Source organism: Synechococcus sp. CBW1107 (genome assembly GCF_015841355.1).
Lineage (GTDB): Bacteria > Cyanobacteriota > Cyanobacteriia > PCC-6307 > Cyanobiaceae > Regnicoccus_A.
The window spans coordinates 1,603,606-1,619,648 of the sequence record NZ_CP064908.1; the positions used below are offsets into that span (position 1 = coordinate 1,603,606).

A 16,043-nucleotide genomic window follows, 5' to 3' on the forward strand; every position below is an offset into this window, starting at 1 on the left:
ATCGGATTGGTGCTGATCCTGCGGCTGGTTGGTACGGGACTCCGGGGAGAGTCTGTTCGTCAGTTCAAGGTTTGTCTGGCAGCCGGGATTGCTGCTGGTGCTGCCGATTCTGCTCTTCGTTCATCGCTACATCGACGACTACGGCCGCTCGATGGACGGAGAGCTCCGCTGGACCGCAGTGGGGCGTCACCTGGCCGATGGTCTCTTCGCCCTGGTGAATCTGGGAGCACCGGCTGTGGCCGTGGCACCGCTGCACCAGTTGCTGGCCGTTGTCGTGCTGGCGCTGACCTTCGTCATCGCAGCCCGTGCCTATGGCCTGCACTCACCCCTCTGGAGTGCCCTGGCCACGCTTCCACTGCTGGGGCAGCCCTATGCCCTGGAGAACCTGTCCTGCGGATTCGATTGTCTGGCGATGGCCCTGGCCCTGGGGCTTGCGGTTGTGGCTGCGGTGGTGCTCCACCGGGTCGTGACGCGGCAGGCGCTGCTTCTGGCCTCCCTCTGCCTGTACCAGCCAGCCACCAGCGGGTTTCTGCCCTTCGCGCTGATGTTGGCGCTGGGGGAAACCTTCGGTCTGGCGGCGCCGGTGCCCGAACGGCCCTCCCTTCTGCACCGGCTGGCATGGGTGATCGTCACCTATGACCTGGCCCTGGCCAGTTACCTGCTGTTGATGCGACCGGTGCTGAAGGAGCGCACGTCCTACGCCGCCGAACAGGGCCAGGCGCTCGTCATCGACCCCTCCTTGCCCGCCCAGCTCCTGCGCCATGCCCTGGAGTTCTGGCGGATTCACTTCGACGACAGGAGTCGCTGGCCCATCAGTGTCCCCTGGCTGATGCTGGTTCTGGCCTATGCCGTCGTGGTCTGGATCGCGGCCGGGCGGTGGCCGAAGGCACGCCATGGCCGCCTGTCGAGGCTGGCCGACACGGCTCTGGTGCAGGGCTCCGTGGCGCTGATTGCCCTGGTGTCCCCCGGTGCCCTCCTGGGTCTGGCGGATCCCCTGGCCAGGGTGCCGCGACTGTTGCTGTTTCTCGGCCCGTTGCTTTCGGCGCTCGCTCTTCAGATCGTGGCGGGGACGACCCGGTCCCGCAGGAGGGGGATCACCCGGCTGCAGATGCGGCTGCCGGAGACCACGATCACGGCGATCCGCTTCGACGGCGGAATGCCTCAATCCCCGGTGCTGCGCAACAGTCCGAAGAAGTTTCCCCTGCTGGACCGACTGGTGCCCAGGCTGATCAACGACGACTGGAGCTGGGGCCGCAATCAGCTCCAGTTCCATGGTCTGGCGCTCGAGCACAGCCAGCTGGAGCCAGGGGCATTCCGTGATGAGCCCTGCGTTCCCTCGGACACCAGCGCCTGCTCGGCCGAATACAGCCTGCAGGTGCAGGGTGAGACCCTCCTGGTGCGCATGCTCTGAAGCCCTGGTGGATGTGATCCTTCATCTGTCGGCCCTGCGCCGGGATCTGCTCGTCTGGTGGGGATTGCATGGCCGCCAGGGGATTCCCTGGAAACTCAGGCCGGATGGCAGTGAGCCCGAGGACGGTGAACCCCTCTGCCCCTTTCGCATCTGGACTGCCGAAGTGATGCTTCAGCAGACTCAGCTGGCGGTGGTGCGCCCGTACTGGGAGCGCTGGATGCTGACGTTTCCAGACATCGACTCCCTGGCGGAGGCGAGTCAACAGCAGGTGCTGCTGCTTTGGCAGGGGCTTGGCTACTACTCCCGAGCCCGCCGGATGCACCAGGCCGCCGGATGGCTGGCCGCCCATGGCTGGCCCGGGGATCTGGAGGGCTGGCAGGCTCTGCCGGGGATCGGCCGCAGCACGGCTGGGAGCATCCTCAGTGCCGCCTTCGATCGCCCCTATCCGATCCTCGATGGCAACGTGCGACGGGTGCTGGCGCGCCTCCTGGCCTGGCCGCAGCCGCCCCAGCGTTCACTCGCCCGGTTCTGGGCCTGGAGCGAGGAGCTGCTCGATTCGCAGCGGCCGCGGGCCTTCAACCAGGCCCTGATGGATCTGGGCGCCACCGTCTGCACTCCCCGCCGGCCCCGCTGTGGTGAGTGCCCCTGGCGGTCCCACTGTGCTGCGTACGCTGCCGGGGACCCCACCCGCTACCCCGTGAAGGACTCCAGCTCGCCAGCGCCGTTCCAGGTGATCGGTGTGGGGGTAGTTCTCGATGGCGCCGACCGGGTGCTGATCGATCAGCGCCTGGAGGAGGGTCTGCTGGGCGGCCTGTGGGAGTTCCCGGGCGGCAAGCAGGAGCCCGATGAGCCGATCGTCGACACCATTCGTCGGGAACTGCGTGAGGAGCTGGCGATCGAGGTGGAGGTGGGTGAGGAGCTGATCCGCCTCGACCACGCCTACAGCCACAAGCGGCTGCGCTTCATCGTCCACCTCTGTCGCTGGAGCAGCGGCGAGCCCCAGCCTCTGGCCAGCCAGCAGGTGCGATGGGTTGAGCCGCAGCGGCTGGAGGAGTTTCCCTTTCCGGCCGCCAACGCCCGGATCATTGCCGCCCTGCATGCCTGGGTCGGCCGTCAGGGCACCCCCCGTCATGCTGGTCGGAAGCTGCCATCGGTCTGATGCCCCCCCCGCCCGAGGTGTTGTGTTTCGGAGAGGCGCTGGTCGATCGCCTCGGCCCTCCGGGAGGTGACCCTGCCACCGATCTGCCGGTCGAGGACTGCCTCGGTGGGGCACCCGCCAATGTGGCCTGCGCTCTGGCCAGGCTGGGCACGGGCTCGGCCCTGCTGGGGCGCCTCGGCGAGGATGCGATCGGCGCTGCTTTCCGGGAGCTCTTCACCTCCCGGGGCGTGGACATCCGTGCCGTGCAGTGGGATCCAGTGCGGCCCAGTCGCACCGTGCTGGTGCGTCGTGACAGCGCGGGGGATCGCAGCTTCGGTGGCTTCGCCGGTGAGCAGGGGGATGGGTTCGCGGATCAGGCCCTGGAGGCCTCCGCCCTGGCGGGCCCGCTGGAGGAGCTGCTCGCGACTGCCCGCTGGTTGCTGGTGGGCACCATTCCGCTCGCCTCCGACGCCTCTGCCGCTGCCCTGCACCTGGCCCAGGCTCGCGCCGAGGCGGCCGGGATCCCGCTGGCCCTGGATGTCAACTGGCGCCCAACCTTCTGGTCCTGCCCCCCTGACCAGGCCCTGGACGCCATCCGGCCCCTGCTGGCCGCTGCAGCCTTGATCAAGGTGTCTGCCGAGGAGGCCGACTGGATTGCCGGCAGCCGTGACCCCCGGCGGATCAGCGCCTCCCTGCCCCACGGTCCGGCCGTGCTGATCACTGATGGTCCCGGCACCCTGAGCTGGTGGCTGGGCGGCCAGGCCGGTCGCCTCGAGGCCTACAGGGTGCCTGTGGTGGACACCACCGGCGCCGGTGATGCCTTCCTGGCAGCTCTGCTGCACCGTCTCTGTCAGGAGCCAGAGCTGCTGGGCTCCGGCAGCGGGGAGCGGGTGATGGACGCCATGCGCTTTGCCAGTGCCTGCGGGGCCCTGGTCTGCCAGGGCGCCGGGGCGATCGAGCCCCAGCCCACTCAGGCTCAGGTGCTGGCGTTTCTGGACGCGATGGCCTCGGGCTCCCCGGGAGCCTGAACCCGGGCCAGGCGACCGTCAGCATCGATCAGCAGGTGCACCTGCCAGGCCGGGGCTGGCGTGACACTCAGCCGCTCGGGCCATTCCACCGCCAGCACCGCCTCCTGGGCCAGGGCCTCCTCCTCCTCCTGGGCGAACAGCTCGTCGGCGGCTTCGGGCTGCTCCAGCCGGTAGAGGTCGAGGTGCACCAGGTGGGTGCTGCGGCCGGCCAGCTGGCCTCTGTAGTGCTGGGCGAGGGCGAAGGTGGGGCTGGTGATCGGCTCGGCGATGCCCAGCTCCTGGGCCAGACCCTGCACCAGGCAGGTCTTGCCGGCGCCGAGATCACCCCGCAGCAGCAGCAGCCGCGGCCCCTCGCCCAGCAGCAGCGTGGCCAGGTCAGCCCCCAGCCGGCGGGTGGCCGCGGCATCGGCCAGTGTCAGCTGCTCACCCATGCCCTCGCCCCTGCCCTGGCAGCGCCTGTAGATTCGATTGCAGCGAGCCCGAAGCCTCGGCGTCTCTGCAGATATTTCAACCCATCGTCCTCCCTTGAGGGAGCGTCTTCAACCCATGGTGGTTTCCCCCCCCGCGGCCGTGGCCGACTCCACGCTCAGCGGTGCCCTGTCGGGCCTGCAGGTGACGTCGTCGTATGTGATCGCTGATCTGGGCCTGGCGGACTTCGGCCGCAAGGAGATGGCCATCGCCGAAACCGAGATGCCCGGCCTGATGGCCCTGCGGCAGAAGTACGGCAGCGAGCAGCCCCTCAAGGGCGCCCGCATCGCCGGCAGCCTGCACATGACGATCCAGACGGCTGTGCTGATCGAAACCCTGGTGGCCCTCGGCGCTGAGGTGCGCTGGGCCTCCTGCAACATCTTCTCCACCCAGGATCACGCTGCCGCCGCCATCGCCGCCGCTGGCATCCCTGTGTTCGCCTACAAGGGCGAAAACCTTGATGAATACTGGGCGTTCACCCACCGGATCATGGAGTGGGCCGACGGCGGCACCCCCAACATGATCCTCGACGACGGCGGCGATGCCACCGGTTTGGTGGTGCTGGGCACCAAGGCCGAGCAGGACCCCTCGGTGCTCGACAACCCAGGCAGTGAAGAGGAGACCGCCCTCTTCCACTCCATCCGTCAGCGTCTGGCCGCCCAGCCCGGCTTCTACTCGCGCATCCACGCCCAGATCCAGGGCGTCACTGAGGAAACCACCACCGGTGTGGCCCGTCTGTACCAGATGCAGAAGAGCGGCGAGCTGCCCTTCCCGGCCATCAACGTCAACGATTCGGTCACCAAGAGCAAGTTCGACAACCTCTACGGCTGCCGTGAATCGCTGGTGGATTCGATCAAGCGCGCCACTGATGTGATGGTGGCCGGCAAGGTGGCCCTGGTGATGGGCTACGGCGATGTGGGCAAGGGTTCGGCCCAGTCGCTGCGGGGCCTGGGGGCCAGCGTGATGATCGCTGAAGTGGATCCGATCTGCGCGCTGCAGGCGGCCATGGAGGGCTACCGCGTCGTCCGCCTCGATGATGTGGTGGCTGACGTGGACATCTTCGTGACCGCCACCGGCAACTTCCGCGTGATCACCCACGATCACCTGGTCCGGATGCGCGATCAGGCGATCGTCTGCAACATCGGCCACTTCGACAACGAGATCGATGTGGTGGCTCTCAAGCAATATCCCTGGGACAACATCAAGCCCCAGGTGGACCACGTGCTGCTGCCCAGCGGCAACAAGATCATCCTGCTGGCCGAAGGCCGCCTGGTGAACCTGGGCTGCGCCACCGGACACCCCAGCTTCGTGATGAGCAACTCTTTCACCAACCAGGTGCTGGCCCAGATCGAGCTGTTCTGCAAGGGCGACCAGTACGGCAAGGAGGTCTATGTGCTGCCCAAGCACCTCGATGAGATGGTCGCCCGCCTCCACCTCGACAAGATCGGTGCCCGCCTCACCGAGCTCACCTCCGAGCAGGCCGACTACATCAATGTGCCGGTTGAGGGTCCCTTCAAGTCGGACCACTACCGCTACTGAGGTCGTCCACGGAACCGGCTGTCTCCCATGGAAGACTTGCGGGCACCGCGGATGACGCCCGATGGCGATTGAACTGATCCAGAAGCTGCCCGATCTGATCGGTGCGGCCGTGGCTGCCAATCCGATCGCCGGTTATGGGGCCATCTTCGGAGCCATGTTCCTGGAGAACCTCTTCCCGCCCATCCCCTCAGAGCTCATCATGCCTCTGGGGGGCTTTTACGTGCAGCAGGGGCAGCTGGCCCTCGTGCCCGTGGTGCTGGCCGGCCTGGCGGGCACCGTGCTGGGGGCACTGCCCTGGTACGGCGTCGGCCGTCTGGTCAATGAGGAGCGGATCGAGCACTGGCTCGAGCGCCATGGCCGCTGGATCGGCATCAGTCCCCAGGAACTGCACCGCAGCCGCACCTGGTTCGGCCGCCACGGCACGGCTCTGGTGTTCTGGGGCCGGCTGGTACCTGGCATCCGCACGCTGATCTCCGTTCCCGCCGGCATCGAGATGATGCCGCTGGTGCCCTTCCTGATCTGGACCACGGCCGGCAGCCTGATCTGGACCTTGCTGCTGACGGTGGCCGGCATGGCCCTCGGGCAGGGCTACGCCAACGTGGAGGTCTGGCTGCAGCCCGTGACTCAGGTGATCAAGGTGGGGCTGGTGCTGGCGGTGCTGGCCTTCGCGGTCTGGCTGGGGCTGCGGACCTGGAAGAAGCGCCAGACCAGCCGCTGAAGCAGGCCTTCGGGATCAGCGTCAGAACGGCACTTCCTCACTGCTGGGTTCGCCACCGCCGTAGGCACTGCCGCCATCGCCGTAGGCCCCCTGCTCGGCGTCCCGCTTGGAACCCAGCAGTTCCAGCCGGTCGACCCGGACCACCGGCTTGCTGCGCTCCTCACCGGTGGCACGGTCTGTCCAGCGGTCGAGTTTGAAGGATCCGATGATGCCCAGCAGGGAGCCCTTGCGGACGTAATCGGCGGCCACCTGGGCCTGCTTACCCCAGATCTCGAGGTTGAACCAGTCGGGTTCGTCGTCGCGGCTGCGGCGGTTCACGGCCAGCGTGAGATTGGCCACAACGGTGCCGGATTCGAAGTAGCGCACTTCGGGGTCGCGGCCGGCACGGCCGACGAGGGTCACGGAATTCACACCCATGGGGTCTCCAGAAAAAGGGGGGGATGGGGTCTCTTGGACCCATGATGCGCCACGTCCTGCAGCGCTTCTCTCTGCTGGTTCCACCCTTTGGCCTGGGTGTCCCACCCCGGCTCCGGCCGAGGGCCTCTTCAGGGGGTCCACCTATGATTCGCGCCGCTTGGCTGCTCACCAGTGTTCTTTCGTCGTTTCCAGCTCTCCCGTGACATCGGCATCGATCTGGGAACGGCCAACACCCTGATGTATGTCTCAGGCAAGGGGATCGTTCTTCAGGAACCGTCGGTGGTGGCGCTCGATCTGGAGAAGGGGGTCCCCCTGGCGGTGGGCGACGAGGCCAAATTGATGCTGGGCCGCACTCCAGGCAATATCCGCGCCGTGCGTCCCCTGCGCGATGGGGTGATCGCCGACTTCGACGCCGCCGAGATGATGATCAAGTCGTTCATCCAGAAGGGCAACGAAGGACGCGGCATCGTGGCTCCACGGCTGGTGATCGGCATCCCCAGCGGTGTCACCGGCGTGGAGCGCCGGGCGGTGCGGGAGGCCGGTCTGGCCGGTGCCCGCGAGGTGCATCTGATCGATGAGCCGGTGGCGGCCGCGATCGGGGCCGGTCTGCCGGTCACCGAACCCGTCGGCACCATGATCGTCGACATCGGTGGCGGCACCACTGAAGTGGCTGTGCTCAGCCTTGGCGGCACCGTGCTCAGTGAGTCGGTGCGGGTGGCGGGTGATGAGATCAGTGATGCCGTCACGGTGTATCTCAAGAAGGTCCACAACCTGGTGGTGGGTGAGCGCACCGCCGAGGAGATCAAGATCCGGATCGGCTCCGCCTTCCCCGACGACGACCACGATGAGTTCTCGATGGATGTGCGCGGCCTGCACCTGCTCTCCGGTCTGCCCCGCACGATCAACATCCGCGCCGGAGACATCCGCGAGGCGATGGCCGAGCCGCTCAACGTGATCGTCGAAGCCGTCAAACGCACCCTGGAGCGAACTCCGCCCGAGCTTGCCGCCGACATCGTCGATCGCGGCATCATGCTCGCCGGCGGCGGTGCCCTGGTGCGCGGCATCAGCGAGCTGATCAGCCACGAGACCGGCATCCTCACTCACGTGGCCCAGGACCCACTGCTCTGCGTGGTCAACGGCTGTGGCCAGGTGCTGGAGGACTACAAACGTCTGGAGCGGGTCCTCGACACTCCTGACTTCTCTCGTCTCTCCACCTGAGTCCGGTGCCGTTCGGACGCCTCTTCCGCGTCCCCTGGCTGAGGCCGGTGGTCGGAGCCTGGCCCTGGGCCCTGGTGGCCGTTGCCCTGGTGGCCGTGCGCCTCAGCAAGGGCGCCCTGCTCAGTGATGCCTATGCCGTGATCAGCCGCCCCTTCTGGCCCGGCAGCGCCCAGAAGGAGTGGCTGCAGGCGGCGCAGCAGCTGGATCAGCAGACCAGGCTCAGCCAGCTGGAGCTCGACAACCGCCGCCTGCGCCACCTGCTCGATCTGCAGCGGGCCGATCCCGGCAAGGTCACCGCGCCGGTGATTTCCCGTGAGCCGGGCGACTGGTGGCATCAATTGGTCCTGGGGGCCGGAGGGCTTCAGGGGATCCGCCCGGGGGATTCGGTGATCGCTCCCGGCGGCCTGATCGGGCGGGTGGACAGCGTCACCCCCACCACCGCCCGGGTGGTTCTGCTCACCGACAGCGCCAGCAAGGTGGGTGTCTGGGTGGCGAGGACCCAGCGTCATGGGCTGCTCACCGGGGTCGGCAGCAGCAGGCCGGTTCTCCGTTTCCTTGAGAAGGATCCCCAGGTGCGCCCGGGCGATGTGGTGGTCACCTCCCCCGCCAGCACCCTGGTGCCGCCGGGCCTGAGCGTGGGGGTGATCCAGTCGGTGGATGAGAAGGCGGTGCCGGCCACACTGGCGGTGGTGCAGCTGAGCGCGCCGGTGGCTTCGGTCGACTGGGTGCAGGTGCTCACCCGCCGGGGACCCGCTCCGGCGGGAACCTGAACCATGGCCAGCCTGCACCGCCGCCCCCTCTTCGTGGTCAGCGCCCTGGTGGTGCCTCTGCTCACCCTGGCGGCGCCAGGCGTGCTGCGGATCGGCGGGGTTCCCCCCAGCTGGGCGGTGCTCTGGCTGCTGCCCTGGTCGCTCGCGGATGGGCCCCTCTCCGGTGCCCTGGCGGGGCTGGCCCTGGGCCTCCTGCTCGACACCCTCCACCTCGGCGGTGCCACCCAGATGCCTGCCCTGGCCCTGCTGGGCTGGTGGTGGGGGCGGTTGTCGCGGCGGGGCCCGCCGATCGAGCGCAGCTTCAGTCTTGGCCTGCTGGCCATGCTCGGCACGGCTCTCCTGGGGCTGAGTGTGCTGCTGCAGCGGCAGGCGGCCAGCGGCTGGGCGTCGCTGCTCAGCGCGGCGAACCTGCACACCCTGCTGGCCCAGGTGCTGGTGACGGCCCTGCTGGCACCCATGATCTGTTCGTTGCTGCTGTTGCTCTGGCGACGGCACAGTGCCGTCGCACGGGGGTGATGGGATGACGAAACCTTTGCTGAATCGGCCCTTCCATCCCGGACGACGCTGGAGCCGGCGTGAGTTGATGGGCGGCGCCCTGCTCGCCCTGCTGGCCGGCTGTGGGGTCCGTCGCTCCAGCGGACCGGAACTGCAGTTCTGGACCCTTGATCTGGCACCGAAGTTCAACGACTACCTGCGTGGGGTCATCTCCGCCTGGGAACAGGAGAATCCGGGCCTCAAGGTGCGCTGGACGGATGTGCCCTGGGGGTCGGTGGAGCGCAAGCTGCTGGCGGCGGTGTTCGCCCGCACGGCACCGGATGTGGTGAACCTGAATCCGCTGTTCGCGGCCAACCTCGCCAGCAAGGGCGGTCTGATGGATCTGGATCCGCTCCTGCCTCCGGGGGCCTCCGCCACCTACCTGCCCCTGATCTGGCAGGCCAGCCGCCAGGGCGGCAGGCAGTTCGCCATTCCCTGGTACCTCACGGCGAGGATTTCCCTCAGCAACAGCGACCTGCTCACCCAGGCGGGGTATAGCCAGCCCCCCGGCCGCTGGGAGGAGGTGCCGGCCTTTGCCGAGGCCGTCAGGCGCCGCACCGGCAAGTACGCCCTGTTCGTCACGGTGGTGCCCGATGACTCGGCCGAGCTGCTGGAGTCGATGGTGCAGATGGGGGTGACCCTGCAGGATCGGCGCCAGCGGGCTGCCTTCAACACTCCGGCTGGCCGCCGGGCGTTTGCGTTCTGGAGCGACCTCTACAGACGGGGACTTCTGCCTCGGGAGGTGGTGAGCCAGGGCTACCGCCGGGCCGTGGAGCTCTACCAGAGTGGTGAACTGGCCCTGCTCTCCAGCGGCGCCGAGTTCCTGCGCAGCATTCAGACCAATGCCCCCGGCATTGCCGCCGTCACCCGGCCGGGGCCGCCCCTGACGGGCCCCGACGGCCTGGCGAACGTGGCGGTGATGAACCTGGCCGTCTCACGCCAGAGCACGAAGGCGAAGCAGGCGCTCAGCTTTGCCCTCTACCTCACCAATGCCGCCAACCAGGCCCGCTTTGCCGAGGAAGCCCGGGTGCTCCCTTCGGCGAGGCAGGCCCTGGAGCGCATCGAGCAGGGATTGCGCCGGCAGACCCCCGCGGATGCCCAGGAGCGGCTGGTGCGGCAGGCGCGGTTGCAGTCGGCGGAGACCCTCGGCCGGGCGCGGGTGCTGGTGCCAGCCACTCCGGGGGTGAAGCGGTTGCAGGCGATCCTTTACCGCCAGCTGCAGCGGGCGATGCTTGGCCAGATCGAGAGCGATCAGGCCCTGGCGGAAGCGGAGCGCGACTGGAACGCGTATGCCGAAGCCCGCTGGCCCTGAGCGGGGGCTGCCCACCGGGCTTCGTGAATAAATCATTAAGTCTTGACTGAGTCCCCGCGGAGAGGCCTGGCGATCGCCGCTCTGTAACTGCCTCACAAGGTAAGGTTGCTTTTCTTCATGACTGGACTCCGATGCCCCTGGAAGCGGATCCCCAGCAGCGGCAGGGTGAGTCTTCCCCGGAGTCCTCGACAGAACCCCGTGGCACCGTGCTGGTGGTCGACGACGAGGCCACGGTGCGCCGTGTTCTGGTGATGCGCCTGCAACTGGCCGGTTACCGGGTGGTCTGCGCCGAGGATGGTGAGCAGGCCCTTGCCCTGTTCCACGACGAGCAGCCCGACCTGGTGGTGCTCGACGTGATGCTGCCCAAGCTGGATGGCTTCGCGGTCTGCCGCAGGCTGCGGGCCGAGTCCTGTGTGCCGATCATCTTTCTCTCGGCGCTTGATGCCATCGCTGAACGGGTGGCCGGCCTGGATCTCGGCGCCGACGACTATCTGCCCAAACCGTTCAGCCCCAAGGAGCTCGAGGCCCGGATCGCCACCATCCTGCGGCGGGTGGGCAGAGGCTCCGCCGCCGCCGAACCCCGCAACGTGCCTGCCGGGCAGGGGGTGATGCGGGTGGGCGATCTGGTGGTCGACACCAATCGCCGCCAGGTCACCCGCGAGGGTGAGCGCATCGGCCTCACCTACACCGAATTCAGCCTCCTGGAGCTGCTCTTCCGTGATCCCGGCCGGGTGGTGCCGCGAGCCGAGATCCTCGAGCAGCTCTGGGGGTATCCCCCCCGCCGTGCCGCCGACCTGCGCGTGGTCGATGTCTACGTGGCCCGCCTGCGCGGCAAGCTCGAGCCCGATCCACGCAACCCCGAGCTGATCCTCACGGTGCGAGGCACCGGTTATGCCTCCCAGCGGATGGCCGAGGCGGCCGTTGCGGCCACGGCCTGAGACCCTCGGTCCTTCAGGATGGGGCTCCCGTCTGAGATCCGCCCCCTTGCCGGAGACGCGCTTCAACCGCCTGGAGCAGGCCCGACTGGAGAAGGCCGAGGTCCTCAGGGGCCTGGGTCAGGGACCCTATGGCCTGCGCTTCGATCCCAGTCACCGTCACGCCGAGCTGCAGCGTCTGCATGCCGATCTGGCCAACGGTCAGGAACGGGACGAGCGGGTGTCGGTGGCCGGTCGGGTGATGACCCGCCGGGTGATGGGCAAGCTGGCCTTCTTCACTCTGCTCGATGAGACCGGCCCGATCCAGCTCTTCATCGAGAAGGCCACCCTGGCGGCCGCCCTCCCGGATGAGCCCGAGGCCTTCACCCAGCTGACCACCCTGGTGGACGCCGGCGACTGGATCGGCGTGAGCGGAAGCCTGCGCCGCACTGATCGGGGCGAGCTCTCGGTGAAGGTGACCGGCTGGCAGATGCTCACCAAGGCCCTGCAGCCCCTCCCCGACAAGTGGCATGGCCTGGCGGACGTGGAGAAGCGCTACCGCCAGCGCTACCTCGATCTGGTGGTCTCTCCCCAGACCCGTGAGACCTTCCGGCGCCGGGCCCTGCTGGTGAGCGGCATCCGCCGCTGGCTGGATGAGCGCCAGTTTCTGGAGATCGAAACGCCGGTCCTCAACGCCGAGGCCGGTGGCGCCGATGCCCGGCCCTTCACCACCCACCACAACACCCTCGATCTGCCCCTGGTGCTGCGGATCGCCACCGAATTGCACCTCAAGCGCCTGGTGGTGGGTGGTTTCGAGCGGGTCTATGAACTGGGCCGCATCTTCCGCAATGAAGGGGTGAGCACCCGCCACAACCCTGAGTTCACAACGGTCGAGATCTATCAGGCCTACGCCGATTACATCGACATGATGGCGCTCACCGAGGAGCTGATCGCCTCGGTCTGCCAGCAGGTGTGCGGCACCACGGCCATCGAGTACCAGGGCGCCGCCATCGATCTGACCCCTCCCTGGCGCCGGGCCACCATGCATGAGCTGGTGGAGCAGGCCACGGGCCTGGATTTCAACGGCTTCAGCAGTCGCGAGCAGGCCGCCGCCGCCATGGCCGCCGTGGGCCTGGAGGTGCCGGAGGCGGCCGACAGCGTGGGCCGGCTGCTCATCGAAGCCTTCGAGCAACGGGTGGAGGACTCGCTGATTCAGCCCACCTTCGTGACCGACTACCCGGTGGAGAACTCCCCCCTCGCCCGTGCTCACCGCAGCAAGCCCGGTCTGGTGGAGCGTTTCGAGCTGTTCATCGTGGGCCGTGAAACCGCCAACGCCTTCAGTGAGCTGATTGATCCGATCGACCAGCGCCGGCGGCTGGAAGCCCAGCAGGAGCGCCGCGCGGCGGGTGATCTGGAGGCCCACGGGGTCGACGAAGACTTCCTTCATGCCCTCGAAGTGGGCATGCCCCCCACCGGTGGACTGGGCATCGGCATCGATCGGCTGGCGATGCTGCTCACCGACAGCCCGAGCATCCGGGACGTGATCGCTTTCCCCCTGTTGCGGCCGGAAGCGCCGCCGCCGGTGGGCTGAACCGGCGCAATGAGATAATTGACGCTACTCGGACTATCCCCCAGCCCATGAGCGGTGAGCGCGTCGGTTTCCGCTTCAAACACGCGGATGCGGTGGTCAAGCGCAATCCCCAGGGCCGCTCCCGCAGGGGCTGGGTGATGGAGCCAGTTGAGCAGACCACCAGCCGTGGCACCAAGATGCCGGCGTATCGGATCCGCTGGCGCGATAGCGAGCGGCCCGAGATCGTCCTCCAGCACATGCTGATCGCCGATCCCGATCCCACGCCTCCCCCCGAGGGGGTGAGCCTTGTGCCCCCGGCTCCCAAGAAGTAGCCACGTTCCACCCCTCGGCCGCTCCTTCGGTTCAACTCAGCTCCAGCCCCGGAGCTGGTACACCAGCAGGCCGAGGTGCTCCTTGATCGCCAGGCTGCTCAGCAACAGGGAACCGGCGTCTGGCCAGAGCGACAGCATCACCGATCCGACGGTGGGCGTCCCGAGCTGATCACGGGCCGGCAGCAGGTAGTCGCAGGCCACCGGCACGACCTCGAACCCGCTCTGGCGGCGGAAACTGGCCAGGGCCCTGGGCATGTGCAGGGCGCTGGTCACCAGCAGCACCGTCCTCCAGCCGCGGGACAGGCCGATCCGCCGCAGATCCTTCGCTTCCTCGGCGGTGGTCCTGGCCTGATCACTGAGCAGAAGCCGATCCGCGGGCACCCCGAGCTCCAGCGCCAGGCTGCGGGCGCTCAAGGCTTCGGCCGGCGCCGGGTCTCCACTGCTGAAGCTCACCCGGCCTCCGCTCAGCAGCAGCAGGGGCGCCCGCTGCTCCCGCAGCAGCCGGATCCCGCTCAGCAGCCGGTCGCCGGCCTCGTTCACCTCCACTCCGGTCCTGGGGGGCAACGCCGCCCGCAGGCCCCCGCCCAGCACCACAATGGCGTCGCCCACGGGGACTGGGGCGGGTGTCAGGGCCGCGCTGCGGTCCTCCAGCCCCCAGACCAGCTCCCTGGCCGTGAGGGGCATGGCGCTGATCCAGAGCAGAGCCAGGCCCAGCCCCCCAAGGGAACCGCTCCAGCGCCGTCGCGGCCGCATCAGCTGGCCGGTCAGAGCCAGCAGCAGGCCCAGGCTCAGGGGATAGAGCAGTTGCGGCAGCAGTTTCGAGAACAGAAAACCCACGTGACGGATCCCCGCTCAGGGGCCGGAGGGTCTGGTGCGGCGGCGCAGGTCCTCCAGCTCCTGGCGTGACTCGAAATCGGCCCAGGCGCGTTCCAGGTCGGGACCGGTGGTGGCCGGTCCGGCCACCGGTTCTGTGGCGGGCTGGCCGGAGGGCCTGGGCCGGGCCTGTTGGCGCTGCTCCAGCTCCTGCAACTCCTGCTCCACCCGGGCGAACTCCTTGCCGAGCTCTCCCAGCTGCTGCCAGCGGTCGCGCCCCTGCCCCATCAGCTGACCCTGATGGGCTTCGGCGCGGGCCGCCAGCTCCTGGGCACCGGCGGCCCGTGCCCGCCGCACCCGCTCCTGCCACTGGGTGATCTCGCCGGCTATCTGCAGCAGGGCCTGACGCAGCTGCTCCGCCTGGGCCTGGATCTGCAGGCGCCGCCGGCGCAGGCGCCGCTGGCGCTCCAGCAGCTCCTCCAGCTCCAGCAGCTCCTGTTGGCCCGGATGGCTGCCGAGGAACGCCTCCAGCTGCTGCTCCAGCTGCGACTCCAGTTTCTCGAACCAGCTGCTGCTCATGGGCGTGTCTCGGTCAGGGGAGGATTCACTCCGGGGCGCGGGTGATCAGGGGCGCCTCGATCTCTTCCTCCAGGGGGCTGATCGCCGCTTCGCGGGAGCGCAGCAGCAGCTGGGTGAGGCGGGCGATGGCCCCCTCGCCGAGATCCTGCTCACCGATGCGATCGAAAGCCTCGCGGTAGAGCTGCTCCAGTTGCTCGATCAGTCCTTCTCGGGTCTCGCGCATGGCCCGACGCTGGTCGTCCCTGCTCATCGTCGGTCCTCTCCCTGCTGATCAGATGCTGAGTCTGCCTGGTGCGCTTCCCGCTGAAGCCGGTTGCAGCAGGTGCAGGCTGAAGCTGCCATCGTCGGCGCTCCAGCGCTCCAGCGCCTGCCAGCCCGCCGCCGCCGCCAGGGCCGTGAACGCCTCCGGGCTGTACTTGTGGCTGTACTCGGTGATCAGGGCCTCGCCGGCGGCGAACCACCAGCGGCGTCCATGGAGGCTCACCTGCTGGTCCCGTTCGCTCACGAGGGCCATGGCGATGCGGGACTCCTCGTTCTCCCAGTGGGCCTCATAGCGGAAGCTGCCGGGATCGAAGCTGCCCGCGAGCTCCCTGTTGAGCCGCACCAGCAGGTTGCGGGCGAAGGCGGCGGAGTGGCCGGCCCGGTCGTTGTAGGCCGCTTCCAGCACCGCCGGCGAGCGTGGCTGGTCGATTCCGATCAGCAGTCGCCCATCGCCTCCCAGCAGGCGGGCGAACTGGCCCAGCAGGGTCACGGCTTCGCCGGGATCGAAGTTGCCCAGGGAACTGCCGGGGTAGAAGCCGAGCCGCCGCCGCCCTTCCAGCAGGGTGTGCTCCGGCAGCTCCCTGAGCTGGCTGTAGTCGCAGCAGATGCCCAGCACCGGGATCGTGGGGTGGCGTTGCTGCAGGTTGCGGCAGGCCTGCTGCAGATGCTCGGCGCTGATGTCGAGGGCCACATAGGCTGGCGGGGCCAGGGCTTCCAGCAGCGGCGACACCTTGCGGGCGCTGCCGGCGCCGAACTCGACCAGCACACCCTCCCCCATGGCCGCGGCCATCGAGGGGGCGTGGCGGTTGAGCAGGGTGGTTTCGGTGCGGGTGAGACCGTATTCCGGCTGTTCGCAGATGGCGTCGAAGAGGCGTGAGCCCTCGTTGTCGTACAGGAACCAGGCAGGCAGTTGCTTGGGTGTGCGGCTCAGCCCCTCGATCACCAGCCGGGCCATGTCGGCCGGGGCCGGATGCAGATCGAGCATGGTGATGGCAGGCTCCGGCGGCGGCTGGGCGACCTG

Annotated in this window: 18 protein-coding genes; 12 read left to right on the forward strand and 6 right to left on the reverse strand. The window is 68.4% G+C overall.

Going from position 1 to position 16,043, the window contains the following annotated elements:
• Positions 1-28: 28 nt before the first annotated feature.
• Genes I1E95_RS08295 through I1E95_RS08305 form a run of 3 tightly spaced genes read left to right on the forward strand, consistent with a single transcriptional unit; the run spans position 29 to position 3,577 of the window.
• Positions 29-1,411, forward strand: coding sequence for a glucosyltransferase domain-containing protein (locus tag I1E95_RS08295; protein WP_197161096.1), 1,383 nt, complete (start codon positions 29-31; stop codon positions 1,409-1,411).
• Between the two features lie 13 nt (positions 1,412-1,424).
• Positions 1,425-2,570, forward strand: a complete 1,146-nt coding sequence (mutT, locus tag I1E95_RS08300; RefSeq protein ID WP_231594501.1) for an 8-oxo-dGTP diphosphatase MutT — start codon at positions 1,425-1,427, stop codon at positions 2,568-2,570.
• Positions 2,570-3,577 carry a carbohydrate kinase gene (locus I1E95_RS08305; protein ID WP_197161099.1) on the forward strand — a complete coding sequence of 336 codons (1,008 nt, stop codon included), beginning with the start codon at positions 2,570-2,572 and terminating at the stop codon, positions 3,575-3,577. Before mutT ends, I1E95_RS08305 begins: the two co-directional genes overlap by 1 nt.
• Here the strand turns inward: I1E95_RS08305 and tsaE are convergent.
• On the reverse strand, positions 3,526-4,008 hold the full coding sequence (gene tsaE, locus I1E95_RS08310) for a tRNA (adenosine(37)-N6)-threonylcarbamoyltransferase complex ATPase subunit type 1 TsaE (protein ID WP_197161113.1): 483 nt from the start codon (positions 4,006-4,008) through the stop codon (positions 3,526-3,528). The two genes, I1E95_RS08305 and tsaE, sit on opposite strands and share 52 nt — an antisense overlap.
• A 115-nt stretch (positions 4,009-4,123) precedes the next feature.
• Here tsaE and ahcY point away from each other — a divergent pair, with 115 nt between their 5' ends.
• Together ahcY and I1E95_RS08320 are read left to right on the forward strand one after the other, a co-directional pair.
• Positions 4,124-5,584 carry an adenosylhomocysteinase gene (gene ahcY, locus I1E95_RS08315; protein ID WP_231594502.1) on the forward strand — a complete coding sequence of 487 codons (1,461 nt, stop codon included), beginning with the start codon at positions 4,124-4,126 and terminating at the stop codon, positions 5,582-5,584.
• Positions 5,585-5,645: 61 nt separating this feature from the next.
• Entirely contained in the window at positions 5,646-6,302 is a 657-nt protein-coding gene (locus I1E95_RS08320) for a DedA family protein (RefSeq protein ID WP_197161116.1), read from the forward strand.
• A gap of 21 nt (positions 6,303-6,323) precedes the next feature.
• Here the strand turns inward: I1E95_RS08320 and I1E95_RS08325 are convergent, their stop codons facing one another.
• Positions 6,324-6,719, reverse strand: coding sequence for a single-stranded DNA-binding protein (locus tag I1E95_RS08325; RefSeq protein WP_197161119.1), 396 nt, complete (start codon positions 6,717-6,719; stop codon positions 6,324-6,326).
• A 171-nt stretch (positions 6,720-6,890) separates the two neighbouring features.
• On the opposite strand from I1E95_RS08325, the gene I1E95_RS08330 reads away from it, so the two are divergent.
• From I1E95_RS08330 to I1E95_RS08360, 7 genes are all read left to right on the forward strand, one after another.
• Positions 6,891-7,937 (forward strand): rod shape-determining protein, encoded by a 1,047-nt coding sequence (locus I1E95_RS08330; RefSeq protein WP_197161122.1) that lies wholly within the window; start codon positions 6,891-6,893, stop codon positions 7,935-7,937.
• 5 nt (positions 7,938-7,942) lie between these two features.
• Entirely contained in the window at positions 7,943-8,707 is a 765-nt protein-coding gene (gene mreC, locus I1E95_RS08335; protein ID WP_197161124.1) for a rod shape-determining protein MreC, read from the forward strand.
• A gap of 3 nt (positions 8,708-8,710) precedes the next feature.
• Positions 8,711-9,223: a rod shape-determining protein MreD gene (gene mreD / locus I1E95_RS08340; protein ID WP_197161126.1), complete on the forward strand. Its 513-nt coding sequence runs from the start codon at positions 8,711-8,713 to the stop codon at positions 9,221-9,223.
• Positions 9,224-9,227: 4 nt separating this feature from the next.
• Positions 9,228-10,553, forward strand: coding sequence for a sugar ABC transporter substrate-binding protein (locus I1E95_RS08345; RefSeq protein ID WP_197161128.1), 1,326 nt, complete (start codon positions 9,228-9,230; stop codon positions 10,551-10,553).
• Between the two features lie 131 nt (positions 10,554-10,684).
• A complete protein-coding gene (rpaB, locus tag I1E95_RS08350; RefSeq protein WP_304623238.1) occupies positions 10,685-11,491 on the forward strand; it encodes a response regulator transcription factor RpaB in 807 nt (268 codons plus the stop codon).
• A gap of 46 nt (positions 11,492-11,537) precedes the next feature.
• Positions 11,538-13,058 carry a lysine--tRNA ligase gene (lysS, locus tag I1E95_RS08355; protein WP_197161131.1) on the forward strand — a complete coding sequence of 507 codons (1,521 nt, stop codon included), beginning with the start codon at positions 11,538-11,540 and terminating at the stop codon, positions 13,056-13,058.
• A 47-nt stretch (positions 13,059-13,105) separates the two neighbouring features.
• Positions 13,106-13,369 carry a hypothetical protein gene (locus I1E95_RS08360; protein ID WP_048016474.1) on the forward strand — a complete coding sequence of 88 codons (264 nt, stop codon included), beginning with the start codon at positions 13,106-13,108 and terminating at the stop codon, positions 13,367-13,369.
• 36 nt (positions 13,370-13,405) lie between these two features.
• On the opposite strand, the gene I1E95_RS08365 is transcribed toward I1E95_RS08360, so the two are convergent.
• The 4 genes from I1E95_RS08365 to egtD are packed head-to-tail and all read right to left on the reverse strand — an operon-like array spanning position 13,406 to position 16,007.
• On the reverse strand, positions 13,406-14,206 hold the full coding sequence (locus I1E95_RS08365; protein ID WP_197161134.1) for a YdcF family protein: 801 nt from the start codon (positions 14,204-14,206) through the stop codon (positions 13,406-13,408).
• 15 nt (positions 14,207-14,221) lie between these two features.
• Positions 14,222-14,761: a hercynine metabolism protein gene (locus I1E95_RS08370; protein ID WP_197161137.1), complete on the reverse strand. Its 540-nt coding sequence runs from the start codon at positions 14,759-14,761 to the stop codon at positions 14,222-14,224.
• A gap of 25 nt (positions 14,762-14,786) precedes the next feature.
• Positions 14,787-15,011: a hercynine metabolism small protein gene (locus I1E95_RS08375; protein WP_197161140.1), complete on the reverse strand. Its 225-nt coding sequence runs from the start codon at positions 15,009-15,011 to the stop codon at positions 14,787-14,789.
• A 21-nt stretch (positions 15,012-15,032) separates the two neighbouring features.
• Positions 15,033-16,007, reverse strand: coding sequence for an L-histidine N(alpha)-methyltransferase (egtD, locus tag I1E95_RS08380; RefSeq protein WP_197167282.1), 975 nt, complete (start codon positions 16,005-16,007; stop codon positions 15,033-15,035).
• Positions 16,008-16,043: the final 36 nt, after the last annotated feature.